We start from the raw sequence: 14700 nt of genomic DNA, 5'->3' as shown, positions 1-14700 counted from the left end.
CCGCACCCGGTTATTCGGGGCCTCGGTGCGAAGGTGCGGCGGCCAGGCGGAGGAGGGAGCGGTCCGTGCCCCGGCCGCCGATGGCGCACAGGCCGACCGGGAGGCCGGCGACCCGGAGCCTGGGCATCACGACGGCGGGCAGGCCCGCGATCGAGGCGAAGCAGGTGAGGCGGAGCGTGCGGAAGCGGTACGCGTCCATCGTCTCCGCGTCCAGGTCCACGGGCGGTGCGGGCGCCGTCGCGGCGGGCAGCAGCAACACGGTCCCCGGGGGAACGGCCCCGTGCAGGACGGCCCGCGCCTCCTCCAGGACCTCCCGCCCCGCCTCGGCCTCGCCCGGCTTGAGGTCGCGTCCCAGGGCGAACCGCTTGGTCACGCCGTAGCCGAGCGAGCCGGGATGGGCCTCGATCCACGCGCCGTGCCGCTTCCACGCCTCGTCCGCCTGGACGTTCCGGAACGCCGCGAACCACTCCTCCAGCCGCCCGCCCATCAGCGACCCGATCCGGCGCACGGGGCCGAAGGCCGCGCAGGCCGCCTCGAACGACTCGCGCGTCTCGGGCTCGGCCAGTTCCACGACGTCGTCGGCGACGGCGAAAGACAGCGGCAGGTCGGGGTCGCCTGGGGGCAGCAACACGTCGCCGGCCCGTTCCAGGAGTCCCGGGTCCCGCGCGAACCAGCCGATCGTGTCGAACGAGCGCGCCAGGTCCAGCAGCCCGTCCGAACGCACGGCCCCGTGCGTCGGCCGCAGCCCGTAGAGGCCGCAGTGCGAGGACGGGACGCGCACGGACCCGGCCGTGTCCGTCCCCAGGCCGAGGTCCGCGAGCCCCAGCGAGACCGCCGACGCGGGCCCGTTGCTGGAGCCGCCCGTGATGCGGCCGGGCGCGGCGCCGTTGGGCGGCGTCCCGTAGTGCTTGTTGGTGCCGTTGAGGCTGAACGCCAGCTCGTCGGTCTGGGCGATGCCCGCGACGTCCGCTCCCGCGTCGAGCAGTGCCTGGACGGCCCAGGCGTTGCGCTCCTCGACCGGGGCCTCGGCCAGCCAGTCGGGGTTCCCCGCCCCGATCCGCTGCCCCGCGACCGCGAACAGGTCCTTCACCGCGACCCGCACACCGGCGAGGGGCCCGTCCGGGGCGCCCTTCGCCAGAGGCCCGCCGGTCACCCTCCAGATGGGACCTGGCACCCGCTCGTCCAACACGCCTCCCTCAGCCGCTCGACAGCACCGTACCGGCATCCAGGGTGATCACCCGATCGGCGATCCGCCGCGCCACCCGGGGGTCGTGGGTGACGAAGACGATCGCCAGCCCCTCCTCGCGGCGCAGCCGGGCGAGCAGGTCCAGGATGCGCTCCTGCGCCAGGACGTCCAGGCCGGTCGTGGGCTCGTCGGCGAGCAGGATCCGGGGGCGGGACGCCAGCGCGCGGGCGAGCGCGACCCGCTGCCGCTCACCGCCCGACAGCGTCGACGGGTGCCGCCCGGCCAGCGCCGGGTCCAGGCCGACGCGCTCCAGCAGCTCCGCGACGCCCTCGCGGCCTCCCAGCGCCTCCGCCACGACGCGCTCCACGGTGTAGCGGGGGTCGAACGACGCCTGCGCGTCCTGGAACACCAGCCCCGCCTCGCGCCGCAGGGCCCGCCGCTCGCGGTCCCGCAGGCCCCACACGTCCCGCTCGCCGGCGAGCACCCGGCCCGCCTCGGGACGGTCCAGCCCCGCGAGCACGCCCACCAGCGTGGACTTCCCGGACCCGCTGCGGCCGACGACCGCGACCGACTCCCCGGCCCGGACGTCGAGGTCGACGCCGTCCAGCGCGAGCGTCGTCCGGCCCCGCCCGTGCAGGACGCGCCGGACGCCGCGCAGCGACCGCACCGGCTCCCCGGCCGGCTCCCCCGGCTCGAACGGGGCGTCCAGACGGGCGGCGGCGACCAGGTCCCGGGTGAACGGGTGCTCCGGCTCGTCCAGGACCCGCCCGCTCGGCCCCTGCTCGACGATCCGCCCCTCCGCCAGGATCGCGATCTCGTCCGCCCAGCGCCCCGCGACCGCCAGATCGTGGGTGATCAGCAGCACCGCCCGGCCCTGCGCGCGGATCGTGTCGAGCACCTCCGCCTGCGTCTCCGGGTCGAGCGCGGTCGTCACCTCGTCGGCGATCAGCAGCTCCGGCTCCAGCACGGTCGCGACCGCGAGCGCGGCCCGCTGCACCTGGCCGCCCGACAGCTCGTACGGCCGCGCCTCCCACACCTGCTCAGGGTCCAGCCCGCACCGCTCCAGCGCGCCCGCCCCCAGCTCGCGCGGGTCGCCCGCGCCGTGCGCCCGGACGGTCTCGGCGAGATGCCGGCCGATCGTGAGCGTCGGGTTGAGCGCCGCGGAGGCGTCCTGGAACGCGTACCCGACCCGGCGGCCCCGGACCCGGCGCAGCTCCCGGCGCCCCATCCCCATCACGTCGAGCCCGCCGACCCTGATGGTCCCCTCCACCCGCACGGACGGGTCGTGCAGCCGGACGACCGACCGCGCGGTCAGGCTCTTGCCGCTGCCGCTGGCCCCCGCCAGCGCGACGATCCTCCCGTCCGGAACGGCCAGCGAAAGCCCGTCCACCACCCGCCGCCCACCAGGCACCGTGACCGCGAGATCCACGATCTCCAGTGCCTTGTGGGGGGACGACCCCCCACACCCCCCGCGCCCGGCGCGGGCGCCCTCCGCTCGTTCCTCGCTCCAGGCACCCACTCCGGGGCAGGGGGCTCCGCCCCCCGCACCCCCCGGGGTCATCGGGTCTCTCCGGAGATCGTGGAGGCGAGGACGTTCACGGCCAGGATGGTGGCGACGACGCAGGCGGCCGGGAACGCGACCGTGTACCACTCGCCGGTCAGCAGGTGCGCCTGCGCCTCGGTGAGCAGGTTGCCCCAGCTCGGCCGGTTCGGCGGTACGCCCAGGCCGAGGAAGCTGAGCGTGGACTCGGTGAGGATCGCGTGCCCGACCTCGAACGCGGCGATCGACGCGACCGGCGGCAGCGCGCCGGGCAGCAGGTGCCGGACCAGCACCCGGCCGCGGGACAGGCCGAGCGCGTGCGCGGCGCGCACGTACGGCCGCTCCCGCAGGCTGATCAGCTCGGCGCGGGTGACCAGCGCGACGGGCATCCAGGCGGTCGCGGCGACGGCGAGGATCACGGTGCCGAGGGACGGGCCCGCGACCGCCGCCAGCGCCAGCACCACGACCAGCATCGGCAGCGACAGCAGCACGTCGGCGACGCGCGAGATCGCCTCGTCCAGCCAGCGCGGACCGGCCGCCGCCAGCCCGCCGAGCAGCACCCCGGCCGCGACGGTGATCGCGGCGGCGACGATCCCGACGATCAGCGAGGTGCGCGCCCCGTACAGGATCCGGGCCAGCAGGTCGCGGCCGAGCTGGTCGGTGCCCAGCGGGTGGCCGGGCGAGCCGGGCGGCAGGCTGGTCGCGAGGGTGTCGGTGGCGATCGGGTCGTACCGGGTCAGCACCGGCGCGAGCAGCGCCGCCAGCGCGAACGCCGCCAGCAGCAGCGCGGCCGCCCACACGCCGGGGCGCCGGGCGGGCAGCCGGACGGCCAGCAGCCCGCGCGGGGCCGGCGGCGGCGTCCCCTCCCCCGAGAAGGGGACGCCGCCACCGGAACCGGTACGGCCCGTCCTGGCGAGCCGGGTCTCAGTGATGGGCATGCCGGGCCTTCCCGGTCAGGCGGACGCGCGGGTCGAGCCAGGCGACGGCGAGGTCGCCGAGCAGGTTGGCCAGCACCACGATCACCCCGGTGACCAGGACGACCGCGGTCAGCACCGGGTAGTCCTGCTCGCGGGCGGCGAGCACCGCCTGCCGGCCGATCCCCGGCCAGGAGAAGATCATCTCGGTGGCGTAGGCGCCGGCGATCAGCCCGCCGACCCCGACGCCGAGCCGCGCCGTGAACGGCACCAGCCCCGGCCGCATCAGGTGCCGTACCGTCACGGTCCACCGCGACAGCCCGCGCGCCCGCGCGTTCTCGACGTGCGGCGCCGACCGCAGCCGGCCGACGCCCGTCTCCACCAGCCGCGCGTACGTGCCGAAGTGGTGCCCGAACGCCAGCGCCAGCGCGGGCAGCACCAGATGCGCCGCGAGGACCCCGGCCGTGACCGGCTCGCCGGGCCGGTTCAGCCCGCCGGACGGCAGCACCTGGAGCCACGCCGAGAAGATCCACATCAGCAGCAGCGCCGACACGAAGCCGGGCATCCCGCCCAGCGCGAACAGCGCCGTCTGGATGCCGCGCCGCAGCCAGGCCCGCCGGGTCAGGGCGGCGGCCAGCCCCACGGCGATCGCGCCGGCGACGCTGAGCAGCACGGCGGCGGCCGTCAGCAGGAGCGTCCACGGGGCGGTGTCGGCGAGGACCTCGCCGACCGGCCGGCCGGTGCCGTACGAGTCGCCGAAGTCGCCGCGGGCCGCGCCCGCGACCCAGCGCCCGTAGCGGACCGGCAGCGGGTCGTGCAGGCCCATCTCGCGCTCCAGCCGCTCGACGGCGGCGGGCGTGGCGGGTCGGCCGCCCGAGCGGGCCTCCAGGATCGACGCGGCCGGGCTGCCCGGCGCGACGTCCAGGAGCACGAAGCAGAGCGCCGAGAGGGCGGCGACGACCGCCAGGGCCGTCGCCGCCCGCCTGATCAGGAACCGTGCGATCAACGGATCAGGACCAGGACCACTTCTCGGCGTTCCAGAAGAAGCCGTAGCCGTGGTGGCCCAGGGTGCGCCGCTGCGGGCCCTTCAGCCCGTCCGGGACGGCGTTGGACGTGTGCAGGTACGAGATCCACACGAACGGCGGGTCCTCGGCCAGCGCCTTCTGGAAGTCGCCGTACAGCGCCTTGCGCTTCTCCGGGTCGGACGTCCGGCGCGCCGCGTCGAGCGCCTTGTCGACGTCCGGGTTGCTGTACGTGCCGTAGTTGGAGCCGCCGTTGGCGAGCGCCTCAGAGGAGTGGAACGGCCCGTACACGGAGGTGTCGGGGTCGTACGGCGTGCCCCAGCCGACCACGAACGCCTCCAGCTCGCCCCAGTTCTTGCGGACCCAGTCGCGCGGCCGCGGGTTGGGGACGACGTCGAAGCCCCGCGCCTTGAGCTGCGTGGCGGCCACGTTGAGGATGGCGACGCGCGAGGAGTCCTCGGCGAACGTGCTCAGCTCGAACCGGACGGTCTTGCCGCCCTTCGCCCACAGCCCCTGGCCGTTCTCGGCGTACCCGGCGGCCTTCATCAGCTCGTCCACCTTGGCGGCGTCGTGCGTGAACGGCGCCGCGCCCGCGGCCTTGTACGGGCTCTCGTCCAGCGGCCCGGTCGCCGGGCTGCCGTGCCCGAGCAGGACGCTCTTGACGAACGCGTCGCGGTCGATCGCGAAGTTCATGGCCTGCCGGATCCGCTTGTCGGCGAAGACGGGCAGCTTCTTGAAGTTGAGCATCAGGGCCCGGTAGTCGGCCGTCGGGTAGGTCTCCAGCCGGACCCCGCCGACGTCCCCGGCCTTGGCGGCCTGCTGCGGCTGGACGTGGGCGCCGTCGACCTCGCCGTTCTTGAGCTGGATCAGCCGCGCGGTGTCGTCCGGCACGTACTTGATCACGATCTTCGGCAGCTTGGGCGCGCCCTCGTAGTAGCCGCCGAACGCCTCCAGCTCGGCGTACTGCCCCGGCTTGAACGTCGTCAGCCTGAACGGCCCCGCCCCCACCGGGCTCTGCCCGAACGCCGCGTCGGTGATCTTCTTGCCCTTGAGCGCGTGCTCGGGCAGCAGCCCCATCGACAGCGCGTCCAGCAGCGGCGCGAACGGCTCGCTCAGCTCCACCTTCACCGTCGTGGCGTCGGGCGTCTCCACCGACTCGACCGACTCGAAGTTGCGCGAGCGCGGCGCGTCGGCCGCCGCGGCCTTGACCGCGTCGATGGTGAACTTCACGTCCCGGGAGGTCAGCGGCTTGCCGTCGTGCCATGTCAGGCCGGACCGGAGCGTGAACGTGTAGTCCTTCCCGTCCTTGGAGACGTCCCAGGACTCGGCCAGCCCCGGCACCACCTTGTTCGCGGCGTCGTGCCGGGTCAGCCCGCGGAAGACGAGCTCGGTCACCGGGTCGGTGTGCTCGTCCTGGAGGGCCGGGTTGAGCGTCTCCGGCTCGTCCCCGATGGCGTACGTGAACGTTCCGCCGTCGCGGGAGTCCGCGGCTCTGCCGGCCCCGCACGCGGTGGCGGAGGCCAGCAGGGCGCTCGCGGTGGCGAGCGCGCCGATGACGAGGGCGGGCTTACGCATAAGTCTCCTAGTTGCAAGTTATTCGCAACAAGTGACTATAGCCGTCCCGGAACGGGGCATTCGTCACCGGTGTCCCGTCAGATGGGAAGAGACGGGCGGGTCAGGCGGGCAGGACGCTCCACTGCCCCTCGCGCCACACCAGCAGGTCGCGGGTCAGCAACTGGCCGGCCGGCACGTCCCAGGCGGGCTCGCCGTCGCCGCCGGCCTCGTCCTCGGGCCGCTCCTCCGACCACACCCGCTCCACGGCCCAGCGCAGCTTCCCGATCCCGTCGGGATGGCCCGTGCCGGAGGCGACGAAGACGTCCCGCGCCGGGGCCGCCACCACCAGATCGCCCTCGACGTCCTGCGCCACCTTCTCGAGGAAACCCTCGTCCAGCAGCAGGCCCGCCTCCAGCCCGCCGCCCCTGGACGGCTCCGCGCCGCCCAGCGAGACGGTCACCGCGCGGGCGTCCGGGTACCAGCTCATCCGCAGGTCGGGACGGAGGTTGCGGAGATTGATCACGGCGGTGCGGCGCAGCTCCTCGGGCGCGATCCCGAGCTCCTGGCAGTGCCGCCGCGCGACGTGCTCGTACCGCCGGCCGCCCGGCTCGGGCCGCAGCGCGCCGCCCGCCCCCGCCTCGGCGGGCAGCTCCAGCGCGTAGGTCACGTACAGGTCGCCGGTGAACGGGTCGCGCACCGGCTCCTCCTGCGGGGGCAGCGGGAACTCCAGCTGCACCTCGGCCGGCACCCGCGCCTTCATCAGCGGCACGATGAGACTGGTCCGCGGCTCGGTCACGGGACGATCCTCCTGAGGCCGGTGAGGTTCCGAGCGAGTCACACTACCGGGACGGGCGCCCCGGACTCCCGCAAGCCTCGCCGCGCCGCGATGTGATCATTCCCGCCGTTCTGGGTACCTGTGACTCCGGAGGTCCGTGTGAACTTCTGGGAATACCTGGCCGACCGGCGCGAGCTGCTGACCTTCGAGGCGTGGCAGCACGCGAGCATGGTCTTCCAGTGCGTGCTGGCCGCGCTGGTGATCGGCCTGCTGATCGGGGTCGCGGTGTACCGCAGCCCGCGGGCCGCCGCGCTCGCCACCGGCACCGCCGGAGTGATCTTCACGATCCCGGCGCTGGCCCTGCTCGGCCTGCTCATCACCCCGCTCGGCCTCGGCGTGGCGCCCAGCGTGGTCGCGCTCACGCTGTACTCGCTGCTGCCGATCCTCCGCAACACCATCGTCGGCCTGAACGGCGTCGACCCGGCGCTGGTGGACGCGGCGCGCGGCATCGGGATGAGCCGGCGCATGATCCTGCTGCGCGTGCAGCTGCCGCTGGCCTGGCCGGTCGTCCTCACCGGCGTCCGGGTGGCCACGCAGCTGGCGATGGGCATCGGCGCGATCGCCGCGTACGCCTCCGGCCCCGGGCTGGGCGAGCAGATCTTCTCCGGCCTGGCCCGGCTCGGCGGCGCCAACGCCGTCAACATGACCCTCGCCGGCACCCTCGGCGTCATCCTCCTGGCCCTGCTCTTCGACGCCTGCTACCTGCTGATCGGCAGGCTGACCACCCCGCGAGGCATCCGTGCATGAGACCCCCGACACCTCCACCACCGCCACCGCCGAGGCGGGCGGCAGCGGCGGCATCGAGCTGATCAACGTCACCAAGCGGTTCCCCGGCCAGAAGACGCCGGCCGTGGACGACATCACGATGACGATCCCGAGCGGCGAGATCGTCGTCCTGCTCGGCCCGTCCGGCAGCGGCAAGACCACCACGATGCGGTTGATCAACCGGCTGATCGAGCCCACCGCCGGGACGATCATCGTGGCCGGGCAGAACGCCCTCGACATCGACCCCAACGAGCTGCGCCGGCACATCGGCTACGTGATCCAGAACGCCGGGCTCTTCCCGCACATGACCGTCGGCACCAACATCGGCCTCGTCCCTCAGATGCTCGGCTGGGACAAGAAGCGCATCGCCGACCGCACCGACGAGCTGCTCCGCCTCGTCGACCTCGACCCCGCCACGTACCGCGACCGCTACCCGCGCGAGCTGTCCGGCGGCCAGCAGCAGCGCGTCGGCGTCGCCCGCGCCCTCGCCGCCGACCCGCCCGCGATGCTCATGGACGAGCCGTTCGGCGCCCTCGACCCGATCACCCGCGAGCGCCTCCAGGACGAGCTGCTCCAGCTCCAGGAGGAGCTCGGCAAGACGATCGTGTTCGTCACCCACGACGTGGACGAGGCGCTCAAGCTCGGCGACCGGATCGCGATCCTCGGCCAGGGCTCCCGGATCGCGCAGTACGCCACCCCGCAGGAGATCCTGCTGAACCCCGCCGACGAGTACGTCGAGCAGTTCCTCGGCGGCGGCCAGGCGATGAAGCTGCTGAAGTTCAGCCGCGTCGCCGACGTCCCGCTCGACGAGATCCCCGAGGTCCGCGCCGGCGAGGACGCCGCCGCCGTGCGGGCCCGGATCGAGGAGTCGGACAACGGCTCGTTCGGCATCGTCCTGGACGAGGCGCGCCGCCCGCTGCGCTGGATCACCCTCGACGACCTCGACGGCGTCACCGGGCCGGTCGGCGAGCGCGGCGACGCCACCGCCGCCCCCATCCGCGCCCGCATCACCCTCCAGCAGGCACTGGAGGCGCTGATCCAGATCGAGCAGGACTGGGTCCCCGTCGTCGGGCCCCGCAACGTCTACCGCGGCACCGTCACCCTCGCCACCCTGCAGAACGCGATCAAGGACATGAAGGAACGCACCCGCCGCCGGACGGCCCGCCCATGACCGCCGAAACCACCGAGACCGCGGAGACCGTCGAGCGCTCGTCCGCCGACCTGCACGCCCCCACCGGCGGGCGCACCTGGCGCGCCCTGCTCGAACCGCTCGCCATCCTCGCCATCGGCGCCGCCTGGCTGCTGTACGTGTGGAACTCCGACCTCGACAGCATGGAGGAGCGCAGCCTCGGCCCCCGGTACGTGTTCGGCAAGATCTGGCAGCACATCGAGCTCACCGCCGTCGCCACCCTGCTGGTCCTGCTGATCGCCGTCCCGCTGGGCGTCCTGCTGAGCCGCCGCTGGGCGCGCCCCGCCACCCCGTTCGTCCTGGCGCTCGCGAACATCGGCCAGTCCGCCCCCGCGATCGGCGTCCTCGTCCTGCTCGCCGTCACCTGGGGCATCGGCTTCTGGACGGCCATCGTCGCCCTCGTCGCGTACGGCGTGCTCCCCGCCCTCCGCAACACCCTCGTCGGCCTCCAGCAGGTCGACCCCGCCCTGGTGGACGCCGGCCGCGGCATCGGGATGTCCGCGCGCTCCGTCCTGTGGCGGGTCGAGTTCCCCCTGGCCGTCCCCGTCATCCTCGCCGGGATCCGCACCACCCTGGTCCTCATGGTCGGCACCGCCACCATCGCCTCGTTCATCAGCGGCGGCGGGCTCGGCGACCTCGTCACCACCGGGATCTCCACCCAGCGCACGCCCGTCCTGCTCACCGGCTGCATCCTCGTCGCCCTGCTCGCCCTCCTGATCGACTGGCTCGGCGGCATCGCCACCCGCCTACTGGCGCCGAAAGGTCTCTGATGAAGCGCCTGGCCCTGCTCTCCACCCTCCTGCTCCTCACCGGCTGCGGCCTGAAGCCGGCCTCCGCGTTCATCCCGGCCGTCGAACCCGCCGGCATCCAGCCGATCCCCTCGTTCGAGGACGCCACGTTCCGGGTCACCTCGAAGGAGTTCACCGAGCAGCTCATCCTCGGCAAGATCGCCGTACTCGCCCTGACGGCCGCCGGCGCCGAGGTGGAGGACCACACCAACGTCCAGGGCAGCATCACGTCCCGGCGGTCGGTCACCGGCGGCGAGAACGACATCGCCTGGGAGTACACCGGCACCGGCTGGATCAACTACCTCGGGCAGGAGGACCCGCTGCCCGACCCGAAACAGCAGTTCGAGGCCGTGCGGAAGATGGACCTGGAGAAGAACCGCATCGTCTGGCTCGCCCCGTACGCCCCCGGCAACAACACGTACACGATGACGGTCACGCGGCAGAACAAGCAGAAGTACGGGCTGAACACGCTCTCCGACATGGCGAAGGTCCCGGTCGCCGCCCGCACCTTCTGCGTCGAACCGGAGTTCTCGTCCCGGAACGACGGCCTGCGCGGGATGCTGAAGACGTACGGCATCCCCTACGGCACGGCCGTCCCGCCCGGCAACATCTTCCAGATGTCGGCCGGCGTCGTCTACAACACCACGGCCGAGGGCAAGTGCATGTTCGGGGAGGCGTACGAGACCGACGCCCGCATCCAGTCGCTCGACCTCCAGGTCCTGGCCGACGACAAGAAGTTCTTCCCGAACTACAACCCCGCGGTGACCGTCCGCGAACCCGTCCTGCGCGCCCACCCCGAACTCGCCGCCATCTTCGCGAAGATCGCGCCCAAGCTCACCACCACCGTCCTGCGCGACCTCAACAGCAAGGTGGACGTCGAGGGCCGCGACCCCGTCTTCGTCGCCCGCGACTGGATGCGCGAGCAGGGCCTCATCCGCTAGCCGGCGGCACCACCCGCAGCCCGCGCGGCGCGCCCTCCTCGATCAGCCGCCACAGCGCGCCCGTGTCCAGGTGCTCCTCGACCAGGTCGCCGACCGCGTCCATCATCCGCTCCCGCAGCGCCGCGAACGACACGTCCGGAGCCGGAACGAACTCCCGCCCCGCCCACCGCGCCACATCGGCCAGGAAGGCGCGCCGGAAACCGTCGTTCTCCATCGCCCCGTGCCAGGTGGTGCCCCACACCGCGTCCAGGCGGCACCCGTCCAGGAACGGCTCCCCGCCCTCCACGTCCACGACGCCGTGATGGATCTCGTACGCGCTCACCGGCTCCCCGTAGGCCCGCCCGGCCGGCCGGCCCAGCGTCTTCTCGTCCCGGAAGACCACCCGCGCCGGCAGCAGGCCCAGCCCCTCGACCGCGCCCGCACCCGACTCCACGTCGTCGTCGATGTGCCGGGCGAGCATCTGGAACCCCCCGCAGACGCCGAGGACGGGCCTGCCCTCCCCGGCCCTCCGCACGATCTCGTCCGCCATCCCCCGCTCGCGCAGCCAGCCGAGATCGGCCACGGTCGCCCGCGTCCCCGGCAGGACGACCAGGTCCGCGTCCGCCAGATCGCCCGCGCTCGCCGCGTACCGCACCACCACGCCCGGCTCGCAGTTCAGCGCGTCGAGATCGGTGAAATTGGAGATCCGCGGGAACCTCACCACCGCGATCCTGAGGGTCTCCCGCCCGTACGGGCCCTGGGCGTCCGGGCGCGGCGCGTCCAGGGCCAGCGTGTCCTCGGAGTCCAGGTACAGCCCCAGCCTCCACGGCAGAACGCCGTACGTCGGGCGCCCCGTCAGCTCCGCCAGCCGGTCGATCCCCGGCTCCAGCAGCTCCAGCGCCCCGCGGAACTTGTTGATCACGAACCCGGCGATCAGCGCCTGGTCGGCCTCCTCCAGCAGCGCGACCGTCCCGTACAGGGAGGCGAAGACGCCGCCGCGGTCGATGTCACCGACGACGACCACCGGCAGCTCCGCCGCCCTGGCCAGGCCCATGTTCACGATGTCCCCGGCCCGCAGATTGATCTCCGCCGGGCTTCCGGCGCCCTCGCAGACCACCACGTCGTACTCGGACGCCAGCTCGTCCAGGCTCTCCTTCACGATCTCCCGCAGCCGGGCCTTGTGCGCGCCGTACTCCAGCGCGTCCACCTCGGCCACCGGCCGCCCCAGCACCACCACCTGGCTGCGCCGGTCGCTCCCCGGCTTCAGCAGCACCGGATTCATGATCGCCCTGGGCTCCACGCCCGCCGCCTGCGCCTGCATGTACTGCGCCCGGCCGATCTCCGCCCCGTCGCTCGTCACCATCGAGTTGAGCGACATGTTCTGCGCCTTGAACGGGGCGACCTTGACCCCCTGCCGCGCCAGCCACCGGCAGATCCCCGCCGTGACCACGCTCTTGCCCGCGTCGGACGTCGTCCCCGCGACCAGCAGCCCCTTCACCTGGCGACCCCCGCCAGCACCGCCGCGGCACCCGCCACGAGCCGCGAGAGCCGCACCGCCCGCCGCACGTCCCCGACCTCGGGAGCCCACCCGTCCCCCATTTCGGGCCGCGCCTCCACGTCCCCGCCGTACGAGTTGACCCCGCCGAGCCGCACCCCCAGCGCCCCGGCGAAAGCGGCCTCACACCGCCCGGCATTGGGACTGGGATGTTTGCCCCCGTCCCTCCTCAAAATCGTCCACGCCTCTCCACCGCCGACCCCCGCGACCAGCAGCCCCGTCACCCTCGCCGGCACCCAATTGGCAAGATCGTCCAGCCGGGCGGCCGCCCACCCGAAGTTCCGGTACCGCGCACTGCGGTACCCGACCATCGCGTCCAGAGTGTTGACGGCCCGGTAGGCGAGCAGCCCCGGCACACCCGCCACAGCGCCCCACACCAACGGCGCCACCGCCGCGTCCGACGTGTTCTCCGCCACCGACTCCACGGTCGCCCGAGCCAGCTCCCCGGCCCCCAGCCCGGCCGGATCCCGGGCGCACAGATGCGTCAGCCGCTCCCGCGCCGCCCCGACCTCGCCCGCCTCCAGCTCCCGAGCCATCGCCGTACCCTCCCGCCCCAGAGAGGTCCCGCCGAGCACGGCCCAGGTCGCCAGCGCGGTCACCCCGACCCGCCCCACCGCAGAAGACCGGACCAAACGCTCCGCGAGAACCCCCACCCCCGCGGCACCACCCACCAGCACCCCCGCGAAGACGACCCCCCGAGCCCGCGAATCCGCGTACAAACACCTCTCCAACGCACCAGCCACCCGACCGAACCCAGCGACCGGATGCCCCCTCCTCGGATCACCGAAGAGAGCATCCAGCGCCGCCCCCAGCACCAAACCCTTACCGGTGTCAGACGAGACGAGCATCGATCTCGTCCCAGTTGCGCTCCAGCCAGTCCTGCGCCCGCCGGATCCTCGGCCCCGCCCCCGACCGCCAGATCCGCGCCCACGCACCACCCTGCTCGGCCCTCTTCCGCATCGCCTCGTACGACCGCTCGAACCGCAGCCGAGCCGCAGGCAGCACCTCCCGCCGCCCGTCCTGTCCCAGCCCGTAGGCATCGCAGAACAACCGGACCCGCCGCCCGACATCGACCTGACCCAGCCGCCAGTCCCGATCCGCCGGATCCGCGATCGGCGCCCAATGCCGCAGCGCGGTCACCACGTCGTACAACCGCGTCGTCGGCCGCGCCAGATCAAAGTCGATCAACCCCACCGGCACCCCGCCCCGGAAGACGACGTTCTCCGGCGTCACATCGCAGTGCCCGATGATCTCCGGCTCCCCGTCCAGCCCCGAAGCCTGCGTATCCCACGGCGCCCCCTCCGGCGCCTCATAAGACGCGACCGCCTCATGGAACCGCCGCAACAACCCGGCAACCCCACCCAACGCCTCGTCCGTCACGGCATACGCCGGCAACGGCCGCCCAGGAGCCTCCCCCGGCACCCAGCTCAGCACCTCACGCCCGGCCTCATCGATGCCCAGCACCCGCGGCGCCCCTTCGAACCCCACACTCTCCAGATGCCGCAGCAACCCGTGCACCGCCGGACTGTGCGCCCCCAACGGCCGCCGAACGGTCTCCCCCACCCGTACAACGCCCTCCGTCACGTCCCCACCGGAGAGCGGCACCTCCACATTCACCGCCACGGCTATAGAAGATATGAGAACCCGGACACCACCGGAGCCGCTTCCCCACGACCCGCCCCCGGATACGCCCGTGCGAAGACCACGGGTCGCGCTCTACACTCAGGGCCCAGCAGGCGCCCATAGCTCAGCCGGACAGAGCATCGGTCTTCTAAACCGACGGTCGGGGGTTCGAATCCCTCTGGGCGCGCCACCCTCCCCCAGCAAAACGACTGTTGAGCTGGGCAAACGCCCTGCCCTGGCCATGATCGGATATGCAGCCGGACGCCACGGATGCAGCCGGATGGACCCGTTCCCGGAATATACGCGGAATGATCTGCCCGGCATCCGCGCAGGTCAGCCCCCGAATAGCGAAGGGCCCCGGACGCATCCGAGCCCTTCCACGGAACGTGATCTTCACGGTGCCAACGCCTCTCAATGCGCTGGTTGGCCACGTCCCGTTGACCATCGATGCACTTGGCGTACACACGCAACATCACGTCCACGCCATGACCGGCCCGTTCAGCCGCCTCCGGCGCATGCACCCCCGCATTCAGCCACAGCGAGACGGCCGCATGCCGCAGGTCGTACGGCCGAGCCGCCAAAGGTGACTCCACCTGATCAGGAGACAGCGCAAGAGCCCGCGCCCGCTTCCACACCTGGGCATAGGCCGAGCCGGAGAAGTCCCCTCCCCCACTGGTGAAGAACAGCCGCCCGTCCTTGGCCGTCCCGAACGCGTCAAGGGGCGGCGGCGCTCGCGTCGCCACACCGGCCGCCCGGCTCCGCCGGTCGGCGCGTGCGGCGTGGGCGCCGGTCACCGACCGGCGGCCCGG

At 73.2% G+C, this 14700-nt stretch carries 13 protein-coding genes and 1 tRNA gene; 5 read left to right on the top strand and 9 right to left on the bottom strand.

Going from position 1 to position 14700, the window contains the following annotated elements; all coding sequences use genetic code 11:
* Window positions 1-10 precede the first annotated feature (10 nt).
* The 6 genes from AB0881_RS33515 to AB0881_RS33490 form a co-directional block, all read right to left on the bottom strand.
* Complete coding sequence (locus AB0881_RS33515; RefSeq protein ID WP_366623523.1) at window positions 11-1153, bottom strand: amidase; 1143 nt, start codon at window positions 1151-1153, stop codon at window positions 11-13.
* A 43-nt stretch (window positions 1154-1196) separates the two neighbouring features.
* Window positions 1197-2579 carry an ATP-binding cassette domain-containing protein gene (locus AB0881_RS33510; protein WP_366623521.1) on the bottom strand — a complete coding sequence of 461 codons (1383 nt, stop codon included), beginning with the start codon at window positions 2577-2579 and terminating at the stop codon, window positions 1197-1199.
* 164 nt (window positions 2580-2743) lie between these two features.
* Window positions 2744-3664 (bottom strand): ABC transporter permease, encoded by a 921-nt coding sequence (locus AB0881_RS33505; protein ID WP_366623519.1) that lies wholly within the window; start codon window positions 3662-3664, stop codon window positions 2744-2746.
* On the bottom strand, window positions 3651-4646 hold the full coding sequence (locus AB0881_RS33500) for an ABC transporter permease (protein ID WP_366623517.1): 996 nt from the start codon (window positions 4644-4646) through the stop codon (window positions 3651-3653). The genes AB0881_RS33505 and AB0881_RS33500 overlap by 14 nt, the downstream gene beginning before the upstream one ends.
* Window positions 4647-4650: 4 nt before the next feature.
* A complete protein-coding gene (locus AB0881_RS33495; RefSeq protein WP_366623515.1) occupies window positions 4651-6237 on the bottom strand; it encodes an ABC transporter substrate-binding protein in 1587 nt (528 codons plus the stop codon).
* A gap of 100 nt (window positions 6238-6337) precedes the next feature.
* Complete coding sequence (locus tag AB0881_RS33490) at window positions 6338-7012, bottom strand: DUF1444 family protein (RefSeq protein WP_366623513.1); 675 nt, start codon at window positions 7010-7012, stop codon at window positions 6338-6340.
* A 138-nt stretch (window positions 7013-7150) separates the two neighbouring features.
* On the opposite strand from AB0881_RS33490, the gene AB0881_RS33485 reads away from it, so the two are divergent.
* From AB0881_RS33485 to AB0881_RS33470, 4 genes are read left to right on the top strand one after another with little or no spacing between them, the layout of a single operon-like run.
* Window positions 7151-7798 carry an ABC transporter permease gene (locus AB0881_RS33485; protein WP_366623512.1) on the top strand — a complete coding sequence of 216 codons (648 nt, stop codon included), beginning with the start codon at window positions 7151-7153 and terminating at the stop codon, window positions 7796-7798.
* Complete coding sequence (locus AB0881_RS33480) at window positions 7791-8987, top strand: betaine/proline/choline family ABC transporter ATP-binding protein (RefSeq protein ID WP_366623510.1); 1197 nt, start codon at window positions 7791-7793, stop codon at window positions 8985-8987. The genes AB0881_RS33485 and AB0881_RS33480 overlap by 8 nt, the downstream gene beginning before the upstream one ends.
* On the top strand, window positions 8984-9775 hold the full coding sequence (locus tag AB0881_RS33475) for an ABC transporter permease (RefSeq protein ID WP_366623508.1): 792 nt from the start codon (window positions 8984-8986) through the stop codon (window positions 9773-9775). The genes AB0881_RS33480 and AB0881_RS33475 overlap by 4 nt, the downstream gene beginning before the upstream one ends.
* Complete coding sequence (locus tag AB0881_RS33470) at window positions 9775-10734, top strand: glycine betaine ABC transporter substrate-binding protein (RefSeq protein WP_366623506.1); 960 nt, start codon at window positions 9775-9777, stop codon at window positions 10732-10734. The genes AB0881_RS33475 and AB0881_RS33470 overlap by 1 nt, the downstream gene beginning before the upstream one ends.
* Here the strand turns inward: AB0881_RS33470 and AB0881_RS33465 are convergent.
* The 3 genes from AB0881_RS33465 to AB0881_RS33455 are packed head-to-tail and all read right to left on the bottom strand — an operon-like array spanning window position 10724 to window position 13891.
* Window positions 10724-12211 carry a cobyric acid synthase gene (locus tag AB0881_RS33465; RefSeq protein ID WP_366623504.1) on the bottom strand — a complete coding sequence of 496 codons (1488 nt, stop codon included), beginning with the start codon at window positions 12209-12211 and terminating at the stop codon, window positions 10724-10726. The two genes, AB0881_RS33470 and AB0881_RS33465, sit on opposite strands and share 11 nt — an antisense overlap.
* Window positions 12208-13116: a cobalamin biosynthesis protein gene (locus tag AB0881_RS33460; protein WP_366623502.1), complete on the bottom strand. Its 909-nt coding sequence runs from the start codon at window positions 13114-13116 to the stop codon at window positions 12208-12210. Before AB0881_RS33460 ends, AB0881_RS33465 begins: the two co-directional genes overlap by 4 nt.
* On the bottom strand, window positions 13100-13891 hold the full coding sequence (locus AB0881_RS33455; protein ID WP_366623500.1) for an aminoglycoside phosphotransferase family protein: 792 nt from the start codon (window positions 13889-13891) through the stop codon (window positions 13100-13102). The genes AB0881_RS33460 and AB0881_RS33455 overlap by 17 nt, the downstream gene beginning before the upstream one ends.
* A gap of 113 nt (window positions 13892-14004) precedes the next feature.
* On the opposite strand from AB0881_RS33455, the gene AB0881_RS33450 reads away from it, so the two are divergent.
* Window positions 14005-14081: transfer RNA gene (locus tag AB0881_RS33450), tRNA-Arg, on the top strand.
* The last annotated feature ends 619 nt before the right edge of the window (window positions 14082-14700 follow it).

It is taken from the genome of Spirillospora sp. NPDC029432 (assembly GCF_040703975.1).
Taxonomy (GTDB): Bacteria; Actinomycetota; Actinomycetes; order Streptosporangiales; family Streptosporangiaceae; genus Spirillospora.
Note: the sequence above shows the minus strand (reverse complement) of the source record. Positions and strands in the feature narration are given on the sequence as shown.

What these genes read in the sequence shown, in the direction of transcription:
- AB0881_RS33505 (WP_366623519.1), bottom strand. Translation starts at nt 3,664, where the DNA reads ATGCCCATCACTGAGACCCGGCTCGCCAGGACGGGCCGTACCGGTTCC.
- AB0881_RS33495 (WP_366623515.1), bottom strand. Translation starts at nt 6,237, where the DNA reads ATGCGTAAGCCCGCCCTCGTCATCGGCGCGCTCGCCACCGCGAGCGCC.
- AB0881_RS33475 (WP_366623508.1), top strand. Translation starts at nt 8,984, where the DNA reads ATGACCGCCGAAACCACCGAGACCGCGGAGACCGTCGAGCGCTCGTCC.
- AB0881_RS33470 (WP_366623506.1), top strand. Translation starts at nt 9,775, where the DNA reads ATGAAGCGCCTGGCCCTGCTCTCCACCCTCCTGCTCCTCACCGGCTGC.
- AB0881_RS33460 (WP_366623502.1), bottom strand. Translation starts at nt 13,116, where the DNA reads ATGCTCGTCTCGTCTGACACCGGTAAGGGTTTGGTGCTGGGGGCGGCG.